Annotated in this window: 19 protein-coding genes; 16 read left to right on the top strand and 3 right to left on the bottom strand. The window is 34.3% G+C overall.

From position 1 onward, the window contains the following. Positions 1 to 282: 282 nt before the first annotated feature. From WMO14_RS09325 to WMO14_RS09385, 13 genes are all read left to right on the top strand, one after another. Entirely contained in the window at positions 283 to 993 is a 711-nt protein-coding gene (locus WMO14_RS09325) for a response regulator transcription factor (RefSeq protein WP_055306489.1), read from the top strand. A gap of 123 nt (positions 994 to 1116) precedes the next feature. Next, positions 1117 to 2418, top strand: a complete 1302-nt coding sequence (locus tag WMO14_RS09330) for a sensor histidine kinase (protein ID WP_349153722.1) — start codon at positions 1117 to 1119, stop codon at positions 2416 to 2418. 97 nt (positions 2419 to 2515) lie between these two features. Beyond that, positions 2516 to 3178 carry an ABC transporter ATP-binding protein gene (locus WMO14_RS09335; protein ID WP_022501701.1) on the top strand — a complete coding sequence of 221 codons (663 nt, stop codon included), beginning with the start codon at positions 2516 to 2518 and terminating at the stop codon, positions 3176 to 3178. Between the two features lie 109 nt (positions 3179 to 3287). After that, positions 3288 to 5951, top strand: a complete 2664-nt coding sequence (locus tag WMO14_RS09340) for an ABC transporter permease (RefSeq protein ID WP_349153723.1) — start codon at positions 3288 to 3290, stop codon at positions 5949 to 5951. 182 nt (positions 5952 to 6133) lie between these two features. After that, on the top strand, positions 6134 to 6898 hold the full coding sequence (locus tag WMO14_RS09345; RefSeq protein ID WP_055306493.1) for a tRNA threonylcarbamoyladenosine dehydratase: 765 nt from the start codon (positions 6134 to 6136) through the stop codon (positions 6896 to 6898). A 513-nt stretch (positions 6899 to 7411) separates the two neighbouring features. Continuing rightward, positions 7412 to 8194 (top strand): zinc ribbon domain-containing protein, encoded by a 783-nt coding sequence (locus WMO14_RS09350; RefSeq protein ID WP_022501698.1) that lies wholly within the window; start codon positions 7412 to 7414, stop codon positions 8192 to 8194. Further along, positions 8187 to 8513, top strand: a complete 327-nt coding sequence (locus WMO14_RS09355; protein ID WP_022501697.1) for a hypothetical protein — start codon at positions 8187 to 8189, stop codon at positions 8511 to 8513. The genes WMO14_RS09350 and WMO14_RS09355 overlap by 8 nt, the downstream gene beginning before the upstream one ends. Next, positions 8503 to 9171 (top strand): hypothetical protein, encoded by a 669-nt coding sequence (locus tag WMO14_RS09360; RefSeq protein WP_022501696.1) that lies wholly within the window; start codon positions 8503 to 8505, stop codon positions 9169 to 9171. The genes WMO14_RS09355 and WMO14_RS09360 overlap by 11 nt, the downstream gene beginning before the upstream one ends. A gap of 95 nt (positions 9172 to 9266) precedes the next feature. Beyond that, complete coding sequence (locus WMO14_RS09365) at positions 9267 to 9683, top strand: hypothetical protein (RefSeq protein WP_349153724.1); 417 nt, start codon at positions 9267 to 9269, stop codon at positions 9681 to 9683. 157 nt (positions 9684 to 9840) lie between these two features. After that, a complete protein-coding gene (locus tag WMO14_RS09370) occupies positions 9841 to 11274 on the top strand; it encodes an ABC transporter ATP-binding protein (protein ID WP_349153725.1) in 1434 nt (477 codons plus the stop codon). 24 nt (positions 11275 to 11298) lie between these two features. Then, positions 11299 to 12084 (top strand): ABC transporter permease, encoded by a 786-nt coding sequence (locus tag WMO14_RS09375; protein WP_022501693.1) that lies wholly within the window; start codon positions 11299 to 11301, stop codon positions 12082 to 12084. Between the two features lie 27 nt (positions 12085 to 12111). Continuing rightward, positions 12112 to 12915 carry an ABC transporter permease gene (locus WMO14_RS09380; RefSeq protein WP_055306494.1) on the top strand — a complete coding sequence of 268 codons (804 nt, stop codon included), beginning with the start codon at positions 12112 to 12114 and terminating at the stop codon, positions 12913 to 12915. Then, positions 12915 to 14504 carry an extracellular solute-binding protein gene (locus WMO14_RS09385; protein WP_055306495.1) on the top strand — a complete coding sequence of 530 codons (1590 nt, stop codon included), beginning with the start codon at positions 12915 to 12917 and terminating at the stop codon, positions 14502 to 14504. The genes WMO14_RS09380 and WMO14_RS09385 overlap by 1 nt, the downstream gene beginning before the upstream one ends. A gap of 154 nt (positions 14505 to 14658) precedes the next feature. Here WMO14_RS09385 and WMO14_RS09390 read toward each other — a convergent pair whose 3' ends face one another. Then, a complete protein-coding gene (locus WMO14_RS09390; protein ID WP_349153726.1) occupies positions 14659 to 15966 on the bottom strand; it encodes an alpha-amylase family glycosyl hydrolase in 1308 nt (435 codons plus the stop codon). 312 nt (positions 15967 to 16278) lie between these two features. On the opposite strand from WMO14_RS09390, the gene WMO14_RS09395 reads away from it, so the two are divergent. The 3 genes from WMO14_RS09395 (at position 16279) to WMO14_RS09405 (ending at position 21834) form a co-directional block, all read left to right on the top strand. Beyond that, positions 16279 to 19932 (top strand): HD domain-containing phosphohydrolase, encoded by a 3654-nt coding sequence (locus WMO14_RS09395; protein ID WP_349153727.1) that lies wholly within the window; start codon positions 16279 to 16281, stop codon positions 19930 to 19932. Further along, complete coding sequence (locus WMO14_RS09400; protein ID WP_349153728.1) at positions 19919 to 21160, top strand: BMP family ABC transporter substrate-binding protein; 1242 nt, start codon at positions 19919 to 19921, stop codon at positions 21158 to 21160. Before WMO14_RS09395 ends, WMO14_RS09400 begins: the two co-directional genes overlap by 14 nt. 194 nt (positions 21161 to 21354) lie before the next feature. After that, entirely contained in the window at positions 21355 to 21834 is a 480-nt protein-coding gene (locus tag WMO14_RS09405; RefSeq protein ID WP_349153729.1) for a DUF2798 domain-containing protein, read from the top strand. Positions 21835 to 21883: 49 nt separating this feature from the next. Here WMO14_RS09405 and WMO14_RS09410 read toward each other — a convergent pair whose 3' ends face one another. Both WMO14_RS09410 and WMO14_RS09415 read right to left on the bottom strand, forming a co-directional pair. Continuing rightward, the gene (locus WMO14_RS09410; RefSeq protein ID WP_022501686.1) at positions 21884 to 22663 is read right to left on the bottom strand and encodes a sulfite exporter TauE/SafE family protein; all 780 of its coding nucleotides are present in this window, start codon (positions 22661 to 22663) and stop codon (positions 21884 to 21886) included. 177 nt (positions 22664 to 22840) lie between these two features. Continuing rightward, complete coding sequence (locus WMO14_RS09415) at positions 22841 to 23272, bottom strand: MarR family winged helix-turn-helix transcriptional regulator (protein ID WP_022501685.1); 432 nt, start codon at positions 23270 to 23272, stop codon at positions 22841 to 22843. Positions 23273 to 23499 lie beyond the last annotated feature (227 nt).

Raw genomic sequence — 23499 nt, forward strand, 5'->3', positions numbered from 1 at the left:
TGTATTATACACGAAAATTATTGTTTATACAATTCGTAAAATAATTCAAATACAATCAAAATAATTCAATCCAAGACAAAATCGATAAATATTATTTAATAATGAAACTATATTTGTATGGATATATTAAACAGGGTATACAATTAAAATATTTTATTGTATATATTATATAATAATGTGAACTTAAGAAAAATAAGAAAAATAGCAGATTAAATAATAAAGTGTATTAAACAGTAGTATTATGATAACTGTGTAATTAAGAATTAAGATTGGAGAAAAGATATGAGTAATATTTTATTAATAGAGGATAACGAAGCAATAATTATGGGGCTGGAATACCTTTTTACCAATAATGGTTATAATGTCAGGGTTGCAAGAAGTGCATATCAGGCAAAGGAGATATTAGATAATGCAAAGGAAACTGAAAAATATAGAACTTTAATTGGAGCTGGTGATGTATGGAACATAGATATTGTCATACTTGATGTAATGCTTCCTGATGGGGATGGCTTTTCGCTTTGCAGAAAGATTAAAGCTGATGATATAGCACCGGTCATATTTCTTACAGCTAAAGATGAGGAGAAAGATGTTGTAATGGGGCTGGAGTTAGGCGCAGATGATTATGTTATAAAACCATTCCGCAATATGGAACTTCTATCGAGAATTAAGAATGTGCTAAGAAGAAACCGGAGCGGTAACGAACTTACATTTGCAGATTTAAAGATGGACGTTGATATAAGAAAATTGTACAAGGCGGATAATGAAGTTAAGCTCACAAAGCTTGAATTTGAGATATTAAAAATACTGTTACAAAATCCTAAAAAAGTATTTACAAGAGAAGAAATATTATCACATATATGGGACTCAGCAGGCAACTTTGTAAATGATAATACACTTACAGTTACAATGAAAAGACTTCGTGATAAGATAGGCGATAAAGAAGGAAATATTATTGTGACGGTGAGGGGTGTAGGTTACAGATTGTCAGATTAGAGCAATCTGCAATATATTATATCAGCAGAATGGACAGAATATTATAATGTGTTAGAAAGAATATGAAAATATAATAACAGATTAGAATGAATATAATGAATATAATAACAGATTGGAGAAAATATGGGTACATATAAGAATAAGCAGGCTGTTAAAAGTCTGTTATTAACAGGTGTTGTGCTGGTTGTCGGCGTAGTGGTATATATGTCATGGATAGGCTGGTATACTAATAAGTACAAGAATATGGAGAATACATATATAAGATGTATTATTGAAAATGTAATCAGCCAGTATCCGGACTTTGATATGGAAGAAATTGCGATTATATTAAATAAGTCCTACGGTGAACTTGAAAGCAGTACAACATCAGAAGAATTTTACAGTATATTAAGAAAAAATGGAATAACAGATAATACATTTTATATTAAAGATATGAGTGACATAAGAAATGTCAATATAATAGTCAGCACTTTAATTATTGGTGTAATGTCGGTATTGTTTATTATATGTTTTTACATATATCTGAGGAGAAGAAAGAATGCCATCGTCCAATTGCAGGATTATATGGATAAAATATCACGCGGTAATTATGAGCTGGAAATAAATGATAATTCAGAAGATGAGCTTAGCAGTCTTAAGAATTCGTTATATAAAATTATGGTATATATGAAGGAACAGGCAGACTCAGCCAGAATAAAAAAGGTTATGTTAGCACAGTCGGTATCTGACATATCACACCAGTTAAAGACACCACTTACCTCAACTCAGATTCTATTGGATAATCTTAATGATAATCCTGATATGGAATATGCTACAAGGAAGAAATTCATATATGAAGCTTTAAATCAGGTTAATGGAATGAGCTGGATGATTGTGACTATGCTTAAGTTGTCAAGAATTGATGCGGGTGTGGTGGAGTTCAATAACGAGAACATTTCCATTAATAAGATTATAGAAGAAGCGGTAGGTAATCTTGAGGTTATAGCAGAAATTAAAGCTGTTAGTATAGACATATATGTTCATAATTCAAATACAGATAATATTCATAAAGGGTCAGATAATAAAGTAAATAAATTGAACAAATCGGACATCTATATAAATGGCGATTACAACTGGAACAGGGAAGCATTACAGAATATTATTAAAAATGCAATTGAACATAGTAGACATAAAGGTACTGTAAAGATAAATATAACAGATAATGATGTGTATACAGCAGTGTATATAACTAACAGAGGTGATAAACTGAGTGACCAACGACAGAAGCAGATATTTGAACGATATTACAGTGAAGCTAAATACGAAGATAACAGTATGGGAATAGGACTTCCGCTTGCTAAGGCAGTAATTGAGAAGCAGGGAGGATATATAAGCGTGGAGTCTGATGATGAAGAAACAGTGTTTATAGTTAAATATATAAAATAAATGTCACCGAAATGTCATTTTGCTTGTGTATATTGAGATATGTAATAAAGCAACGCATATTTATAATCTATATTTACGACAGAAAGAGAGGCAGTATATGGAGATATTAAAGGTAGAACATCTTGTTAAACAATATGGCAAAGGTGACAATGCTGTACTTGCAGTAAATGACATTTCATTCAGCGTGGAACAAGGCGAGTTCGTAGCTATAGTGGGAAGTTCAGGAAGTGGTAAATCAACACTTCTTCACTTGCTTGGTGGTGTGGACAGACCTACAAGTGGAAAGGTATATATACAGGGTGAGGATATATATTCATTGAATAGTGATAAGATAGCAATATTTAGAAGAAGACAGGTAGGGCTTATATATCAGTTCTATAACCTTATACCAATTCTTAATGTTAAGGAAAATATTACTTTACCTTGTGAGCTTGATGGCAGGACACCAGATAAAAAAGAACTTTGTGATCTTATTAATACTCTTGGTTTAAAGGACAGGGTGTCACATCTGCCTAATCAGTTATCAGGTGGACAACAGCAGAGGGTATCAATTGGCAGGGCACTTATTAATCACCCGGCAATACTTCTTGCGGATGAGCCGACAGGAAATCTTGACTCACGCTCAAGTGATGAAATTGTAGAATTATTAAAACTCTCTAATCAGAAATATAATCAGACAATTGTAATGATTACCCACAATCTTGAAATTGCAAAGATTGCAGACAGAATATTACGAATTGAAGATGGCAGGCTTGTATAAAGATTATGAACAGGCACGAGTCTTATATAAATAGTTTCATAATTTTATAGGATTTTATAAGATATAGAATTATGTAAATTCATGAAACGGGCTGGAAAGGAGAGTTTATATGCAGATACTTAACAGGTTGACAATAAGGAATCTAAAGCTTAATAAAAAAAGAACAATTGTTACAATTATTGGTATTATACTTGCAACGGCACTTCTGACTGCGGTTGCAGCTATGGCGGTAAGTTTAAAAGAAAGCATAACGTTAAGAGCAAAGAAGGTAGATGGAGATTTTCATCTTCTCTTATATGATATGACTGATAAGGAAAAGGAGTCAGTTATTAATAACAGGCAGGTGGAAAGTTATTACGAAATGCACGAAGTTGGTTATGCAGTGCTTGACGGCTGTGTTAATGACAGTAAACCTTATGTTTATATTGAAGCACTTGATGGTGATACATTTAAAAAGGCAGAAATAAATGTAACATCAGGAAGACTTCCAGAAGATGACAGCGAAATAGTTATATCAAGTCATATTAAGACCAATGGTGGTGTTAAATATAATATTGGAGATGAGATTACATTTGATGTAGGCGACAGGACATATAATGGTAAAAAGCTTTATCAGAATGATGATTATAGAGAAGATGAGCTGCTTGATGTAAAGAAGACTAAGACGTATAAGGTTGTGGGAATATGTGACAGGCTTCCATATGGTGAAGAACCAAGAACTGCACCGGGTTATTCAGTCATTACATTTGCAAATAAGTCAGATACATCTTTGAATAAATCGGACATATATATCAGGTTTCATAAAAAGGTACTTAAAGACAGATATAATATAACTGCGGATATATTAGGTGTCGATAGAATTTTATTTAACAAGCAGTATTCAGGCAGCCCAACAGATGAAGAGGCAGAGATATTAAAGAACCAGCTTGATAAGGCACATTCATATTACATTAATAACAGTCTTATAAAGTATGAAGTGTTTTATGATTCAAGTGTTGCATTTGTATATAATATGGCGGCTGTTGTTATGGTTATAATTATTATAACTTCAGCGGTATGTATAAGTAACAGCTTTGCTATATCTATTAACCAGAAGACTAAACAGTACGGAATGTTAGCTTCAATTGGTGCTACGCCACGCCAGATTAGAAAAAATGTTTTTTTTGAAGCTGCGTTTATGGGTGTAATAGGTGTTGCAGCAGGCATAGTCGTGGGTCTGTCAGCAAGTTATATTCTTGTCATATTGAGTAACAAAATGCTTATTGATACATTAGAAATGAGCATTGTGTATGCACCATCTTTATTAGGAGTGCTTTTATCAATTGTACTTGCGATAGTTACGATTGTATTGTCGGCATTAGTACCAGCAATAAGGGCTTCGCGAATGTCACCAATAATGGCTATCAATCATAGTGAAGATATCAAGATAAAATCTAAGTCATTAAGGACACCGGAATTAGTCAGTAAAGTATGGGGTGAAGGAGGTGTCCTTGCCTATAAGAATATGAAGCGTAACAAGAGAAAATACAGGGTAATCACTATTTCTATTGCGCTTAGTGTAATGACATTTATTGCTTTATATGGATTTATGAGTTTATTAACAGATTCAGCCAACAGATACGCTAATGGCAATATAGATTTAAGGGTGTATATGTCTTCATATAAAAGTATGTCTGTAGATGAGGCTGATAAAAAAGTAAGTGATATTGTGAACAGGATAAATAATGAAACGAATATAACTGATTTTACATTTGCAAGAGGCTTTTATGCTTCATTAAAAGATGAACCAAAGTATAGTAGTGATTATAAGGAAGTAAATAAATATGAGGCAGGTTTATCAGAAAATACTGGTTACTATATAAGTATTATTTCATTAGGTAATGAAGAATATGAAAAGTATATTAAAAAGCTTGGTATAAGCAAGGAAACTGCACAGAGCGGAGGAATACTTGTAGATAATACATATCAGTACATTAATAATGGAAATAACGTAAAGTATTTTAATGTATATGATGGTTATAAAGCTGGTGATGTATTAACTTATAGAATTGATACTTCAAACAGCAGTAAATCATTGGATAATAGTAAATCGTCAGATGATACAACATTTTACGATATAAAGATTGTGGCACTTAGCAATGAAAGGCCATTCGGATATGAAAATGCTTATACTTCTTATGGCTATCTTATTGTAAGTGATGATTATATGAATCAGTTTAATCCCGGGGATATTGATTGCAGTGTACTTCTTAATATTAACTGTGACGACCCTGATAAAGCACAGGATATACTTGTGAATGAATTTGATATTGGGAAGAATAACATAGTTAATGCGGCACAGGAAAGAAGAAACAATGAAAATCTAATTCTGACAATCAAGATATTCTTATATGGATTTATTGCTGTTGTTTCATTGATTGGAATTACAAATATATTTAATACTGTTACAACCGGAATGGAATTAAGAGGCAAAGAGTTTGCAATGCTTCAGTCGATAGGTATGACAAAGAGAGAATTTGATAAAATGATAAGGATGGAAAGTGTATTTTATGGAAGTAAAGCCCTTATAATTGGTGTAGTGTCAGGAACCCTGCTTTCTTATGTCATATATATAGCAGCAGGAGAGTCACAGTTAAGATATGTTTTTCCATTGCAGGCTATAGTTATTGCGGTTGTTGTTGTGATTATACTGCTTCTTGGAATTATGAAATATTCAATAGTCCAGATAAGAAAGCAGAATATTATAGAAACAATAAGAAATGAGAATATATAAATAAAAATATATAGATGTAAATATAAAATGCAGATATATAAATAAAAATATATAGAAGAAAGTGTATGAAAGAGTAATAAAAGTATTACTTTGACAGAAACCGCTGATTATAATATAATCTCTTATTGAAATACTACCATATTGGTAGGTTTAGTAATTAATAATTCAGAATGGAGATAAAGATGTTAAATCAGTTTTCAAGAACACAATTATTGCTAGGTGAAAGTGCAATGCAGGAACTAGCTAATAAGAGAGTTGCTGTATTTGGAATAGGCGGAGTAGGCGGTTATGCCTGTGAAGCACTTGTAAGAAGTGGCATAGGTGCATTTGACCTTATAGATGATGATAAAGTATGTCTTACTAATCTAAACAGACAGATTATAGCAACAAGAAAAACTGTTGGAAAGTATAAGACAGAGGTTATGAAAGAGAGAATGTTGGAGATTAATCCAAATGTTGATGTAAGAATTCATAATTGTTTCTTTCTTCCAGAAAATGCTGATGAATTTCCATTTGATGAGTATGACTATATAATTGATGCGGTAGATACTGTTACAGCTAAGATTTCAATTATTATGAAAGCAAATGAACTTGGAATTCCTGTTATAAGCAGTATGGGTGCTGGTAACAAGCTGGACCCGACAGCATTCAGGGTTGCAGATATATATAAGACAAGGGTGTGTCCTCTTGCGAAGGTTATGCGCCGTGAACTTAAGAAACGTGGCGTTAAGAAGCTTAAGGTTGTATATTCAGAAGAACAGCCAACAAGGCCAATCGAGGATATGTCGATAAGCTGTCGTACTAACTGCATATGCCCACCAGGAGCAGAACACAAATGTACAGAAAGACGTGATATTCCGGGAAGCGTGGCATTTGTGCCATCTGTTGTAGGGCTTATAATTGCTGGAGAGGTGATTAAGGATATCGCAGGGGTTAATGCAAAGTAGGACTTATAGGATAAAATATTTTGATAGAAACAGCAAAGTAATTAAAGTGATTACAATATTTAATAAATAAACTAAAAGAACCTGAATGATAATGATATCAAGTGGCAATTGATATGATTATCATTCAGGTTCTTTTTGGGAGAGTGATAACTACAAATTTAAGGGAGTAGGTAGTTATCTGTTTATGAAAAAGTTTATTGAAAGCAATGTCATATGTCTTTCAACAATGATTATATTAGAGGGAAAATGTGAACGTGATATGTAAAAGATGTGAGTAAAATGTGAATTATAAAAACAAAATATAAACTAATGCAATAAGACTGATTATATATTATAATAACGTATGTTTCATTAAAGAATATTTCATCAAAGAAGATTTTAGCATATTACGCTTAGTTAATATGAAAAATATATATTATATTAAAGTATAGTATAAAATAATACATTTTATTCGTATATACAATAAATAATTATCTATAAATAGCATAAAAGAGAGAAAAAGTGAGGGAAAGCGTGGAAAGGGAGAATATTTATAAAGGCAGTACATTTAATATGAAATGTCAGTATTGTGGGGCAGTGCTTAATCTGACCGATGAGGTGTGTCCGCATTGTGGCAGGAAGAATAGGGCAGGGGAAGCCTATAAAAAAGATTATGACAAATATCAGTCAAAAGTTAATACGGCGGAAAAATCAATAAGCGCACAGCAGCTGTATACAGTAAAAGTGCTTGTGCGTGGAGTGGCTATAGCGGTGCTTCTTGCAATGTTTATTGGTCTGGTGGTGTATATGCTTACACACGACTGGTATTTTATTAAGCAGAAAAATGCTGTTAGTGAATATGATACGGTGACAGCCACGTTAGACAGATATTGGGAGAATGAAGATTACTATGATTTCTTTAATTATAGTGACAGCATTAATATATCAGGCTGGTCAGATGGTCCGTATCTTGATTATCACCCACAGATAGAGGCTGCACAGATATACATATTTGTGAATAATTATATAAGTGAATATCTTGCCGCGGATAATATATTTTATAAGAATAAGGCACTGACAGATATTTGTGGTCTGCTGGATGAATTTTATGATTTGGATAACCTTCATTATATATATGGAAAGCTTGCGGTTGGAGATACGTCTGATGAGAAAGTAGAACAGATTTATAAGAATATGGATGCAATATTAAAGACATATTTTTATGTGAGTGATGAACAGGTGCAGGCTATAAGGACGGCGGATAGTACGCAAATCCAACTTATTATAGAAGAAAGTGTGAAAAATAAGTATGAATAATAAAATGAATGTGATATGTCCTTCGTGTGGCGCAGAATTTAATAAAAATCTCAGCCAGTGTCCATATTGTGGCAATTCCAATTATTATGGACAGGAAAAATCATATATGAAAGGACTGGCAGGACTTAGGCAAAGGCTGGCAGAACTTGCTGATATTAATAAAAAAATAATTGTAGAAGAGGCTGTAAAAGTGCTTGTCCTTGTACTGGCGGTTGTAATCATACTGGTGGCAGCTATATTTTCTGTAAAAGCAATTGACAGACACAACGAAAGCATTGCCGTTAATAATATAAGAAAAGAGATAATAGATGGAAGATAAGTATTATACAGAAAGTCATAAAAAAGCCATAGACAGGTATGATAAAGATTTCAATAATACAGAAAAGAATGTACATAATAAGGCGGACAGTAATTCAAAGAAAGCTTACGCATTTGCAATACCCGCAGTTGTTATTGCACTGCTTCTTATAGCATTTATTGGTATTGCATTAACTGGCTCTGTAAAAAAGGCTGTAAAGAAATCAGCAATAACGAATAATTATACAGAAATAAGTAATAAAATATATTCATATCTTGATAGCAGTAGTTATAAGGAATTATCGGATTATAGTGATGAGATAGATGCTCTTGATAATAAAGCATTTGATAAAGAATATTCGGTTCTTATGGGTGTAAGATATTATGTGTGGTCAGTGGGATTTATGAATACTAACGATAGTGATAATTATAATCTTACACAGTCAGATGTGTCTAATCTGGCATATTATCTTTCGCAGTTTTACTACTATACACAGTTATCGGCATATAAAGATAAAGAAGTAACTATGACATCAGACAATGAAAAGTATCTTAACAAAATGCGGGAAGATATGGGAGTACTGCTTAAGAAATATTATCACATTACAGATGAGGATTTAGAGGCTATTGATACATTTTCAAGCGCACGAATTGAGCAGTGCCTTATACAAAGAGGATAGATGTGAAAATGGATTTTTTATACGCAGGATTTATGTTTGTATACATTTGACACAAAGCCGATATGCGCAAAATGTGCGCAGGAATGAGGATTATTATGAAGAAAAGCAGATTAATTATTATGGATATAATTATTGTAATTCTTGTTGTTCTTAATGCTGTGATGATAATAGCGGTAGCAGAGAATTATAATGATGAGAACAGGACATATAATACACGCTGGTTTATGAACCTGTATAAGAATGATGAATATGGCAGGGCAGTAGATTATGCCAGCAGGGATAAGATTGTGATAGATAATATTCAGGACAATGAACTGGATGAAAGCATAGCGGTTGCAGAGTATTATAATGCGGAATTTTATAAAAATGTATATAAGACAATGGGAAATACGCAGAAGCTAAAGCAGATGGAGGAGCAGTCTGATATGGCATTAAAGAGAATGGGAAGCCTGTCAATATTAAAGCAGAAGATAGATAGTATAGTCAACGTACCTGACAGGCAGACTAAATAATAAAGTAATAGAATAATAAGGCAATAAAGTAACAATATAATGAGATATTGAAGATTATTATTGATAAATCTATGTATAATTATTAAAATAACAGATAGAAGTAATAAGGCATATATGCTGAATTAATAAATTAACCACGAGGTGCAAAAGGAGAACGATGGCAGATAATATAATAGAATTAAGACATATTAGTAAAGTATATAGTGATAATGGATTTAAGGCTGTAGACGATTTTAATCTTGAAGTAAAAAGAGGAGAGTTCGTCACTTTTCTTGGACCATCCGGATGTGGTAAGACTACTACATTAAGAATGATAGCAGGATTTGAGATGCCAACAAGTGGAGAAATACTTCTTAATGGAGAAGATATATCACAGCTTCCAGCAAACAAAAGGCCTATTAATACAGTATTCCAGCGATATGCTTTATTTCCACATATGAATATATATGACAATATAGCATTTGGACTTAAACTTAAAAAGCTGCCAAAAGAGGAGATTAGAAAGAAAGTAAAGAGAGTTCTTGATATAGTTGACCTTGAGGGGTTTGAGAATAGAAAGATATCTACCTTATCAGGTGGACAGCAGCAAAGAATTGCAATTGCAAGAGCCTTGGTTAATGAGCCGGAAATTCTTATGCTTGATGAGCCCCTAGGTGCACTTGATTTGAAAATGCGTCAGGAAATGCAGCTTGAATTGAAGCATATGCACGATGAACTTGGAATTACATTTATATATGTAACACACGATCAGGAAGAAGCACTTACAATGTCTGATAAGATTGTTGTTCTTTCAGAAGGCAGGATACAGCAGATTGGTACGCCTGAGGATATATATAATGAGCCGCAGAATGCATTTGTAGCTGACTTTATCGGTGAAAGTAACATTTTCAAAGGTATTATGACAGGACATATGAAAGTAAGATTTTGCGGTGGTGAATTCATAGGAATGGACGATGTTCCAGAGGGTACGCTTGTCGATGTTGTTGTAAGACCGGAAGATGTAATTATAACTAAGCCAGAGGACGGAATTATTGAGGGCGAAGTTGTGTCGGTTATATTCAAAGGTATGCACTATGAGGTTACTGTTGAATCGGGCAAGTACGAAATGGTTATAAGAACGACCAAATGTTATTCTGTCGGTGAAAGAATTGGTATGAAGCTTGAGCCGGACGGAATTCATATTATGCTTGCTGAGGACCATACAACAAGCTTTGTTACTAATATTAATAGTGATTATACACTTGATTTTAATGGCAAGGTTATTAATTGCGATTTAACAAAAGTTATTCCTAAATCAAGTATGAAGAACAATGTTTTAGTTGATGAGAATAATGAGGCTATTGATACAGATAAGTTAAAGGTTATGGTTTCAATCCAGCCATATGATATAAGAATGAGTGATAATGTGGAGGAAGGTCTTGTATCTGGACATATTATCAACCTTATCTATAAGGGTGACCATTACAGTTACGTTATAAGAACAGAATATGGACACGACCTTATTGTAGATGATGAGTACCTGTGGAATATGGACGATGCTGTAGGGCTTGTTATGCTAGAAGACAAGATGAAGTTCCAGTTAAAAAAGTAAGTAAAGGGAAAGGAATTAATAAAGATGAATAATGTATTATCGCGTAAGCAGCTTGGAATTCCTTATGGGATATTCCTTTTATTATTTGTTGCAGCCCCTTTGCTTGTATTGATATATTATGCATTTACCAATGGACAGGGACAGTTTACAGTAAGTAATCTCTGTAATTTCTTTACAGATCCTAACACACTTGGAACATTGTGTTACAGTTTTGCACTGGCATTTGTTGTAACTATAGTGTGTCTTTTAATAGCGTATCCAGTTGCATACATACTTGCACAGAGCGAGATTAAAAGAAAAGCAGTTATTCTTATGCTTTTTGTGCTTCCAATGTGGATTAACTTTACACTTAGAATTACAGCACTTAAGGAAGTTCTTTCATTAATAGAAGGTAATCTTGCATTTTATCCATTTATTAATACAGTTATTGGAATGACTTACGATTTTCTTCCATTTATGATACTCCCATTATATACAACATTATCGAAAATGGATAACAGCATTATAGAAGCAGCAAATGATCTGGGGGCTAATAATTTTCAGACATTTATAAGGATTATATTGCCATTATCTGTACCGGGAATTATAAGTGGAATATCAATGGTGTTCCTGCCAGCGATGACTAATTATGTAGTGCTTGATATGCTTTATAACAGTACATATATTATGGGTAGTCTTATAGGAAGCTATTTTAGTGCATACGACTGGAACAATGGTTCAATGATAGCACTTATACTTCTTATAATTATATGTATAATCAGTCTTATATCAGCAGACAGCGATAATGAAGGTTCAGGACGCAGGCTGTAGATATATGTGACGGGAAAGAGGACAGGTATGTTTAAAAAATGTGTTAAATATGCAATTATCGGTCTTGTACTTATATTTATGTATGTTCCGATTCTTATATTAGCAGTATATAGTTTTACAGATTCACCTAATATTGGGGCTATTCATTCATTTTCGTTCCATAATTATGTGACATTATTTACAACACCAGAGCTTATAGATATGATTATAGGTTCAATTGCACTTGCAATTGGAAGTGCGGTGCTTGCTACAATACTTGGAACAACAGGTGCAATTGGAGCATTTTATTCTAAGAAAAATGTTAATGGTACAATGTCAGTTCTTAACCAGATACCAGTTGTTAATGCCGATGTCGTGACAGGTTTTTCATTATGTATTCTTCTGGTTGTTGTATTCGGGGTAAGCAAGAATACTTATATTCCACTTGTAATAGGACATACAGTGCTTAGTGCACCATTTGTATATCTTGCGGTTGTTCCCAAGTTAAAGCAGATGGACCCAAGTCTTTATGAGGCTGCACTTGACCTTGGAGCAACACCGGGATATACGTTAATTCATATTATTATACCTCAGATTGCATCAGGTATTATATCAGGATTTGTTATGGCAGTTACTTTATCACTTGATGATTATTTTGTGGCGACTTATACGAAACCGGCAACATTTGATACAATAAGTACATATGTTGTTAATGCAACAAAGGGTTCGCAGACTAATATTAGGACTGCATTATGGGCATTATCGACAATTATATTCCTGATTGTAGTTATAGTTGAAGTTGTTATGAATTTTGCACCTATAAAGAATGAAGCCCAGAAGGAGAAACATTAATGAATAAAAATGTGATTATAGATATTACATCTTATATCAGACATTTGACTAAAATGGTTATAAAAGTTTCGCTTGCTATGATTTTGGCTGTTGAAATGCTGTCTGGAAGTATAACAGGAGTGTGGAAAGGATTTAATTCTACTAAAGCAGAGGCGGCAGATAACGATACAATTACACTTAGAATATGTAACTGGGAAGAGTATATAGATGAAGGCGGCTGGAACGCTGATGAAACAATAGATCTTGAGAGCACAGATATCAGGGGCGATAATTCTATGGTTGATGATTTTGCTGAATGGTATTATAAGACATATGGCAAGAAGGTTAATGTCGAATATAGCTGTCTTGGAACTAATGAAGAACTTTACAATATGCTTACATTAGGTGATGAGTACGATTTAATATGTCCTTCAGAATATATGTTTATGAAGCTTATGACTGAGGGCTGGCTTGAACCATTTTCTGATGAATTCTACGACACAGGAATCAAAGAGAATTATTATGCAAAAGGTGTTTCACCATTTATAAAGCAGACTTTTGATAATAATACAATCAATGGTGAACCTTGGAGTAAATATGCTGCTGGATATATGTGGGGTGTTACAGGTATTATATATAATCCAGAAGATGTTACAAAACAAGAGGCATCGACATGGAAGATTATTAATAATGATAAGTTCAGACGTATGATTACTGTTAAGGATAATGTAAGAGATACTATGTTTGCGGCAATTGGTGCAATCAAGTCTGATAAGTTAAGGTCACAGGATTTTATCAGGCAGGCAGATTATACTGATAAGCTGGCAGAGGAGATGAATGACACATCAAAGGATACAGTTGATGAAGTATTAGAATATCTTCAGCAGGTTAAAGATAATGTATATTCATTTGAAACTGACAGTGGTAAGATTGATGCTATTACAGGTAAGATCAGTGCTGGCTATCAGTGGTCAGGTGATGCTGTATACATAATGCAGCAGGCAGAAGCTAATGATGTCGAGCTTAATTTTGCTATTCCAGAAGAATGTACTAATATGTATTTTGATGGCTGGGCGATGTTAAAATCAGGAATTAATGGCAATTCAGAAAAGAAGAAGGCAGCAGAAGCATTTGTTAATTTCGTATCTATGCCAGAAAATGCAGTAAGAAATATGTACTATATTGGCTATACATCAGTTATATCAGGTGGTCAGAGTCCTGTTATATATGATTATTTAAAATGGAATTATGGTCTTGAGTCACTTATGGAAGAGGATGATACAATAAGTGAGGCTGATGCAATAGATTATTCTTTAGGATATTTCTTCTCAGGAGTATCTAATGATTCAAGATATATATTAAGAACATCTAAGGCGCAGACAGAAGGAATGTTGTCAGCACAGTATCCAACGGAAGAAGTAATGCATAGAAGTGCTATTATGCAGTATTTTGATAATGACGAAACAGCGAGAATTAATCAGATGTGGATAAATGTAAGATGTTTTAATATTCATAATGTACCAGTCTGGGTATGGATTGCCGTAGCCGCTGCTATCGTAGCTGTTATAGTACTAAGAATTGCGGATGTCATAAGACATAAGAAAATATAAAGGTATAGGATATTCTTATAGAGAATATTATTATAAAAACAGAGAATAGAAAGTTGTATATTGGAGGAGAAGCTCCGATTATACTTTCTATTCTCTGTTTTGATTTTATTATTACGCAACATATTAAAAGATATTGCGTGGTGTGACAGGGTAGTTATAATTTTAAGAAAAATGCACTATATCCCGGTAATTCCAATCCATTATTTAACTGTATTTCTCTATCGGTTATAAGGTCATATGCTTTGTCACAGCCCATATTAAATGAGGCAGAATAATTGTAGTCAGCGGCATTTATTGCAACAAGTACACGCTCACCCTGCCACTCTCTTAAGAATACGCATTGTTCATTAGTGAGGATTATAGATGAGAAGTTACCATATTGTAATGCTGGTGATATCTTTTTAGCATTGGCAAGCTTTGCAATCCAGTCAGATAATTCATTAAAGACAGGTGTGTCAAAGCAGGCTCTTAAGGCAGGGTCACCATCTTCTTTACGCCCAGTTGCACCCCATTCACTTCCATAATATACACAAGGTATTCCTGGCATACCAAAAGCAAGAGCATATATTAAAGGAAGGTGACGGATGTTATTCAGTATGCTTGCAACTCTTGTGACATCGTGATTGTCAACAAAAGATAGTAAATGCTTACCTTTGTATAGTGTCCAGTTCTCAGGTCCGAACTGCCTTAAAAGTGAATGGTTAATTTCAAACATATTCATTGAATTAAAGCTTGAATAAAGACCCTTGTAGCACTCATAATTAGTAACTGAATGAAGCATTTCGTCGTTCATAATCTGGTTATAATCGCCGTGCAGTGTTTCTCCTAACAGGAAAAAGTCTGGTTTTAAGCTGTCACAGAAGCTTCTTAATCTTTTAAGAAAATCGTGATTGAGGCAGTAAGCAACATCAAGTCTTAAGCCGTCAATATCAAATTCCGTAACCCAGCCTTTGATAGCATTAAAAATATGCTGTATAACATCTTCATTATACAGGTTAAGCTTTACAAGGTCATAACAGCCTTCCCAGCCCTCATACCAGAGCCCGTCATTATAATTAGAATTACCATTAAAATCTATTCTTGCAAACCAGTTGATATAAGGGGAACTTTCCCTGTTCTTTAACACATCCTGAAAAGCCCAGAAACCTCTGCCAACATGATTAAATACGCCGTCAAGAACAACCTTTATTCCTTCATTATGAAGATTATAGCACACGTTGGCAAAATCTTTATTAGTACCAAGCCTTGTGTCTATCTTTGTATAATCTCTTGTATTATATCCGTGAGTGTCAGATTCAAACACAGGAGAAAAATATATAGCATCAGCACCTAATCTTTTAATATGTGGTATCCAGTCATTAACCTTTAAAATGCGGTGGTTAAGCACACCATCATTCTCAAAGGGTGCTCCTGAAAACCCAAGAGGATATATTTGATAAAAAACACTTTCGTAAGCCCACATAGCAGCCTCCATTTATATATTTATATATATATTAATCGGAATTTTCTTCTTTATCAACAACATTAATAATATTCTTTTTCCACATTATTCTGGATGAAATTATAGCAACTTACAATACAAAAGAATAATCGTTTATACATTGTCAGTTATATATTTTTTTGATATAATAATTATAATTTTATTATGGTAGAGTGTAAAAGTTAAATCATTACTGATATGCTTAGATTATGTATTGAAAATATGCATAGCAGTCAGGATGGATTAAACATAACAGCCAACGGATAATACAGCATACTGAACGGAGAAAAGCCTATGAAGAAAAATAAGTGGTATACAATAAGCGTGTTTATAATAATATGTGTATTGCTGAATCTGGCAGGAAAGTGTATTGCTGGGTATTTCAGGCTTCCATTATGGCTTGATTCACTAGGTACAGTTGCGGCCACTTATGTATGCGGACCGGTATGCGGTGTTATCGTTGGAGTTACTCTCAATATTCTTTATTCTATAATATATTCGTGGACATATGCCTGTTATGCCATAGTAAGTGTTTCTATAGCAGTTGTTGCTGGAATTTGCATAAGTAAGGATTATATGAAAACACTGCTTGGTGCACTGACATCAAGCTTTTATATTGCACTTGTTTCGTGTTCTATTTCCGTGATTTTTAATTATATGTTTTTTAATGGTTATACCAATAATATATGGGGTGATGGAGTTATTGAGTCGCTTTTGGGAATAGGATTTAATGATTTATTAAGTCACGTTGCAGGACAATTTTATATTGATTTTCCTGATAAGATCATAACTGTGCTTGCACTCTATATATTTGTAAGGTATGACAAGGGAAAGAACAGATTTGATAAAAGGATAATGACAGCCTGTATATATATCGGGATAGCTGCTATGGCAGCAGTACAGCTTATAGAAGTTAATACACCTAAGTGCGTGTATGCAGCTTTTGATAACAGTAGGAATAACCAGAATAATATAGAAGAAACACCGGATTATAATACTTATCTGCAGACAGTTTACGGAAGAGAAAACGGAATACCAGGCGGCTGTGCCAATGATATAGCACAGACTAATGATGGAATACTATGGATAGGAACCTATGGTGGTTTATACAGGTATAATGGTACAGAGTTTAAATGGGTGGATGAATATGCCTCTGTTAAGACTGTAAACTGTCTGTATAAAGATGAAGAGGGCAGATTATGGATAGGAACCAATGATGGCGGCGTATCGATAATGATTGATGAAACAATCATAAATGTTGTATCAGAAAAGGAGGGATTATCAGCTGATTCCGTAAAGTGTATAACACAGGGTTCTGATGGTGATTACTATATTGGTACGACAGGTGCTATGTCAATAGTTTCTCTTGCAGATGGATTAACAGTTAAAAGCTATATAGATGATATAAAATATGCTGTAAGTGCAGACTCTGATAAGAATGGTAACATAGCAGTTGTCAGCGATAATGGACAGCTAAGTATTGTAAAAAATGCAGCAGTTATTTCAGAATATAGTGCATCAGATGGTGGAAGATATACAACGTGTTCATTCGATGATGCCGGTATGCTTTATGTGGGAACATCAAAAGGAAATATAGATAAATATGAATATGATTTATATAATAACGCTTATGTACTTAAGGAAAGTGTAAGCTGTAATGAGCTTAATAATATTAAAGGAATATATTTTGTAGATAACACATTAACCGAAAATGCCACACTTTTTGTATGTGCAGATAATGGTATAGGATATTATGACAGCCAGAATCGATTTATAAACATTGATACAGGCAGCTTTAATAATTCAATAGATCATATGACAGCAGATTATCAGGGAAATCTCTGGTTTACATCATCAAGACTTGGGCTGTTAAGATTAAGCAGATCAGCGTTTACACAGCTTAATTATGAACATACCGATGAAAAGCTGGTTGTAAACACTGTGACAATGTGGAATGGAAATTATTATATAGGTACAGATAGTGGAATTGCCGTTTCATACGCAGCTGCAGGTAGTATTTTGGCTAATGGTGATTATATTCAAAAGCAGGACAGCTCTGTGAATGAGCTTGTGAATAAATTTGTAAAAGAGCTTGATAACGTAAGAATAAGGTGCATAACAACGGACAGTAAAAATAATATGTGGATATGCACAACAGGCAAAGGAATATATGAGGTTACATATAGTGGTGAAATTATAAGATATGATGAGAATAACGGACTAAGTGGAAACAGATACAGGACTATAACAGAGTTAAGTGATAATACAATGCTTGCAGCAGGTGATACAGGACTTAGTTATATTGTAGATGAAGCTGTCATTGGCAATATAGGTTATTCTATGAAAAACAGTAAGGTTTTATGTACACTTGAAACAGATATACAAGATTATGGAAGAGTTATACTTGCAGGAACAGATGGCAATGGAATAGAAGTTATTAGTGATGGAAGAGTAATAGATAATTATGATAAGGATGATGGTCTTAGCTCAGCGGTTATATTAAGAATGGTAAAGGATGCTTCTGGCGAGGGTGTATTCATAGTAACAAGTAACAGTCTGTGTTATATGGATAAGACAGGCATTATAAGAATATTGGATAATTTTCCTTACTATAATAATTACAATGTAGTTAATGGGAACAATGATAATCTTTTTGTGCTGGGCTCAGCCGGAATATATGTTGTTGATAAGAGTGCCTTACTTTCTGGAAAAGAACTTGATTATAAGCTGCTTAATGGGGATTGCGGACTTGAAAATGCATTAACACCAAATGCATGGGATTATATTGATGTGAATAATAATCTGTACATGTCAACAGATGATGGTGTAATGATAGTCAATCTCAATGATTATAGTGCCAGAATAAGATCATATCGTATACAGATGAAGTCCGTAAAGGTAGATGGAGAAAGTCTCAGGGTAAAAAGAGGGGAAGAGCTTTATATTGACAGCAAAGCACAGATGATAGAGATGTTCCCAGAGATTATAAACTATTCTGTTAATACACCTTATGTAAGCATATATCTGGAAGGGTATGATGCCGAACCGAGGATAATATTGCAAAGTGATCTAACTAATATAATATATATGAACATACCTGTAGGCACATATACATTTCATTTGTCAGTTCTTGATGAAAATGGCAGGGTGCCAATATCTGAAAACACATATACAATTATTAAGGAAGCAAAGATATATGACTATTGGTGGTTTAAGGTGTATATGGTCGGAATATTTGCACTTACAGTTGCATATCTTACGTGGATAATATTCCATACACAGATTAAAAGAACCCTTGATTTTCAGAAGAAAGAGCTCGAATTCGTAAAGAAACAGCTTGAGATGGGAAATGAAACAGTTCTTACTATTGCAAGGACTGTTGATGCAAAGGATGTTAATACAAGCCAACATTCACTAAGAGTATCTGAGTATTCAGTTATGATAGCAAAGGAGCTTGGATATAGTGATGAAGAATGTGAAAACCTTAGAAAAGCGGCACTGCTTCACGATATAGGAAAGATAGGTATTCCAGACAGAATACTTAACAAACCTGAAAGACTTACAGATGAAGAATATGCCATTATGAAATCACATGTTGAAAAAGGAGCGGAAATACTTAAAAGCTTTACCCTTGTTAACCATGTTGAGGAAGGAGCACTTTATCATCATGAGAGATATGATGGAAAAGGATATATGCATGGTCTTAAGGGGGAAGAGATACCGCTTAATGCAAGAATTATCGGAATAGCAGATACATTTGATGCCATGACAGCTAACAGAGTGTATAGAAAGAAGCTTAATAAGGACTATGTTTTAGGGGAAATACGAAGAGGCAGCGGCACACAGGTTGACCCAAAGCTTGTGGATATTATGCTTAGACTTATTGATAGTGGCAGGATAGACATTGATAATCTGTATAAGGATGGTGAAGCAGATGAAGATAAGTAATATTAAGAAAATATCCGGCAGGGTATTGTCTTATATAGTAAGCAGGGAGAGTATCATAACTCTTATAACATGTGTTGCAGTAAGCATCATCATAGGTGCCTGTATGGTTTATTCAAGAAAAGATGAAGATAAGAGCATCAAGGTAGGGATAATATATGTAGGTGATGCAAGTACTGCATATACAGACAATTTCATAGAGGCACTTGCTGACATTAAGGAAGAGTATGGCGATAAGGTAGAAGTTATGCATATGTATAATGTTGCCGAGGGAACAGAAAGAGAATATCTTGAAAGACTTGTAAATGCAGGCTGTAATCTGATATTTTCTACAAGCTATAACTATGGTGAAACAACTAAGGAGCTGGCTGGCAGGTATCCAGATGTGCAGTTTTGCATGGCAACCGGCTCTAACGCTAACGAGGAGCCATACTATGCTAATTATCATACATTTATGGGTGCTATATATGAAGGAAGATATGTAGCAGGAGTTGCGGCAGGCATAAAACTGAAGGAGCTTATATCAGAAGGGATAATAACAGAAAATGAGGCTAAGATAGGATATGTTGCAGCGTATCCTAATGCGGAGGTTATATCAGGATATACAGCTTTTTTGCTTGGAGCAAGATCAGTTGTGGGGAATACTACCATGACGGTAAAGTACACATATAAGTGGAATGATTATCGTACTGAAAAGAAGTATGCAAGAGAACTCATAAATGAGAAGTGTGTTATTATATCACAGCATTCAGATACAGCAGGACCAGCGACTGCCTGTGAGGAAACATCCTCAGATGTACCTGTTTTTAATGTGAGCTATAACCAGAGTATGTTTGATGTAGCACCAACTACATATCTTACGGGGTGTAAGATTAACTGGAAGCCATATATGAAGGCTGCCGTTGATGCAGTTCTTAATGGAAAGGTGGTAGAAAAGAACATCAGAGGTAATATACATGGTAATGATGTGGGAGCCGGCTTTGATGAAGGCTGGGTTTCAATGCTTGAGTTTAATGATATTGTTGTGGCAGATGGCACTAAGGAAATGGTAGCAGATGTTATCGAGCAGTTTAAGAAGGATAGGCTTACTGTGTTTAAAGGTGACTACATAGGCGTAAATACTGACAATCCAAATGATATCATAGACCTTAGTGAAGGCTTTGTGGAAAATAAAGACAGCTCAGCACCATCGTTTAACTATATATTAAAGGACATTATTACGATAGAGTAAAAATACATTATTACGCATTATTACAATAGTACATTATTACGACATTATTACAATAGAGTAAAAACACTTGACTGTACAGCTTTTTATATGATAGAATATGCAGGCTTTAAATGGTTTTATTGGAAACGAAACATCCTCCTGGATGATAACGAACAACACATTGAGTTAAGTTATCATTAAGGAGGATTTTTTTTATGCCCAAAAACAAATTTCAGGACGTAGTATTCACAATTATTATGGCAGCTATTATGGTGTACGGGATGGTTGTTTATAATATAGCTCTTAACACAGGAATAGTTGATGGAACAACTTTTATTGCAGCATTACACGAGTTACCAATAATGGTGCCAGTTGCTTTCATTCTTGAGTTCTTTATAGTTGGAAGGCTGGCAAGGCTGCTGTCATTTACTGTTATGAAGCCAACAGACAGACCACAGTTTATCACATATGCAATATCTATATGTATATGCTGTATCATGTGTCCTGTTATGAGTCTTGTTGCAACAATACTTTTTAAGGAACCATCTTTTGGTATGTGGGTTAAGACATGGGCTATGAATTTCCCTATGGCAATACTTTATCAGATGTTTTACTGTGGACCATTTGTACGTCTTATCTTCAGAGCAATATTTGAAAGAAAAGACAGCAGGCAGAAAGAAGCCATAGAAGCATAATTCCTGCTGCGTTAGTACAGCATTTATTGTGATATTTAATCTTGTGATATTATCCAAGGTATGAGAAAAGCATAACCACTATGCCTAGTATAACAAGTATGACTCCTGTTGCACGGTTAAGTGTTTCAGGAGTAGCTTTGTTTGCAAAGATAGCTGCTATTCTTGCCCATATAAGTGTAAATACGATACATAATAGCCACACAGTTATATCAGGTATTCCACCAATCGCAAAGTGTGATACAGCGCCTGTGAGTGCTGTAAAAGTCATAATAAATACACTTGTTCCGACAGCAGTTTTCAGCTCATATCCAAGAACAGAGGTAAGTATAAGCAGCATCATCATACCACCGCCGGCACCGATGAAGCCACATATAAAGCCGATTAATACGCCGCATACAACTGATTGTATGGCACGTTTCTTAGCAGACACACCCTCCATGGCTTCCTTTGTAGTCATAACAGGTCTTATGATGAATTTAATTCCAAGAAGAAATGTCATAAATACAGAGAAGCTGCCCATTGTAGCTGATGGAACAAGGCTTGATACATAGCTTCCTACAACAGTGAATATAAGAACACTGACCATCATAATAAGTCCGTTTTTAATGTCTAGATTCTTGTTTTTTCCATATGTATATGCTGATATGGCACTGGCAAGCACATCAGAAGAAAGTGCAATGCCGACAGCCATATAAGGATCCATTCCTAAAAATGTAATGAGCATAGGGCTGATTACAGCAGCGGCACTCATACCGGCAAATCCAGTACCAAGACCGGCACCCATACCTGCAAAAAAAGTTACAATAATAGTTAAAAATAATGATGACATAATTTATATACCTCCTTGTTTTGCGAAGCAAAATGCGACTGCCCATGCAGGGGCAGAGGTATTTACCTCCTTGTTTTGCAAAGCAAAATGCGACTGCTCATGCAGGAGCAGAGGTATTTACCTCTTTTCTGTGCACAATTCTAATAAAAATAGTTTGGTGTCAGGTGCACACCGACCCTAGTTGTCTTCAAGTATCTTATCAAGATTAGCTTCTATCTGTTTCATACCCGAAAAAAAAGCCTCTTTAGTGGCAGTGTCCATATTATCAAAAAGATGTTCAAGAAAATCTTTCTGTAAAACCTGACCTTCTTTAATTATTTCCTCTGCCGCAGGTGTGCATATGAGCTGTGTTTTCCTTCTGTCACCTTTGGTTTCTTTTCGTATGATATAACCATCACACACAAGCCTGTCAACATTGACAGAAACAAGATTAGCTTTGATTTTTCTTACCTCCACAATATCTCTTGCAGTTGTATATTCTGGATTATTTGCAAGAAACATAAGAATATCGAAAGCTGTCTGTGGAAGATTAAACTTATGTAAAAGCGGTTTGCATACTGAGTTATATGCAAGATTGATTTTTTGTGCGAATTCAATTCCTGAGTTCATAAGAGAGTCAGCCTCCTTGTAGTGAAATATAAATTACAAAAATGAATAATTCAAATTTGAAGTATTATAACACGTTTATATTGATAAGTAAAGAGCGTAAATGCAGTTTTAGATTTGTACAGTTTTGCTTTATTTATTAGCTTTTTTATGTTTTTTATCTTCAATATAGTGCATTTCGTAATGACGGGTGCTATACTTACTTACAACAAAAATATGCGCACACCTGA

The organism is Lachnospira rogosae (ex Hitch et al. 2025) (assembly GCF_040096455.1).
Classification (GTDB): Bacteria; Bacillota; Clostridia; order Lachnospirales; family Lachnospiraceae; genus Lachnospira; species Lachnospira rogosae.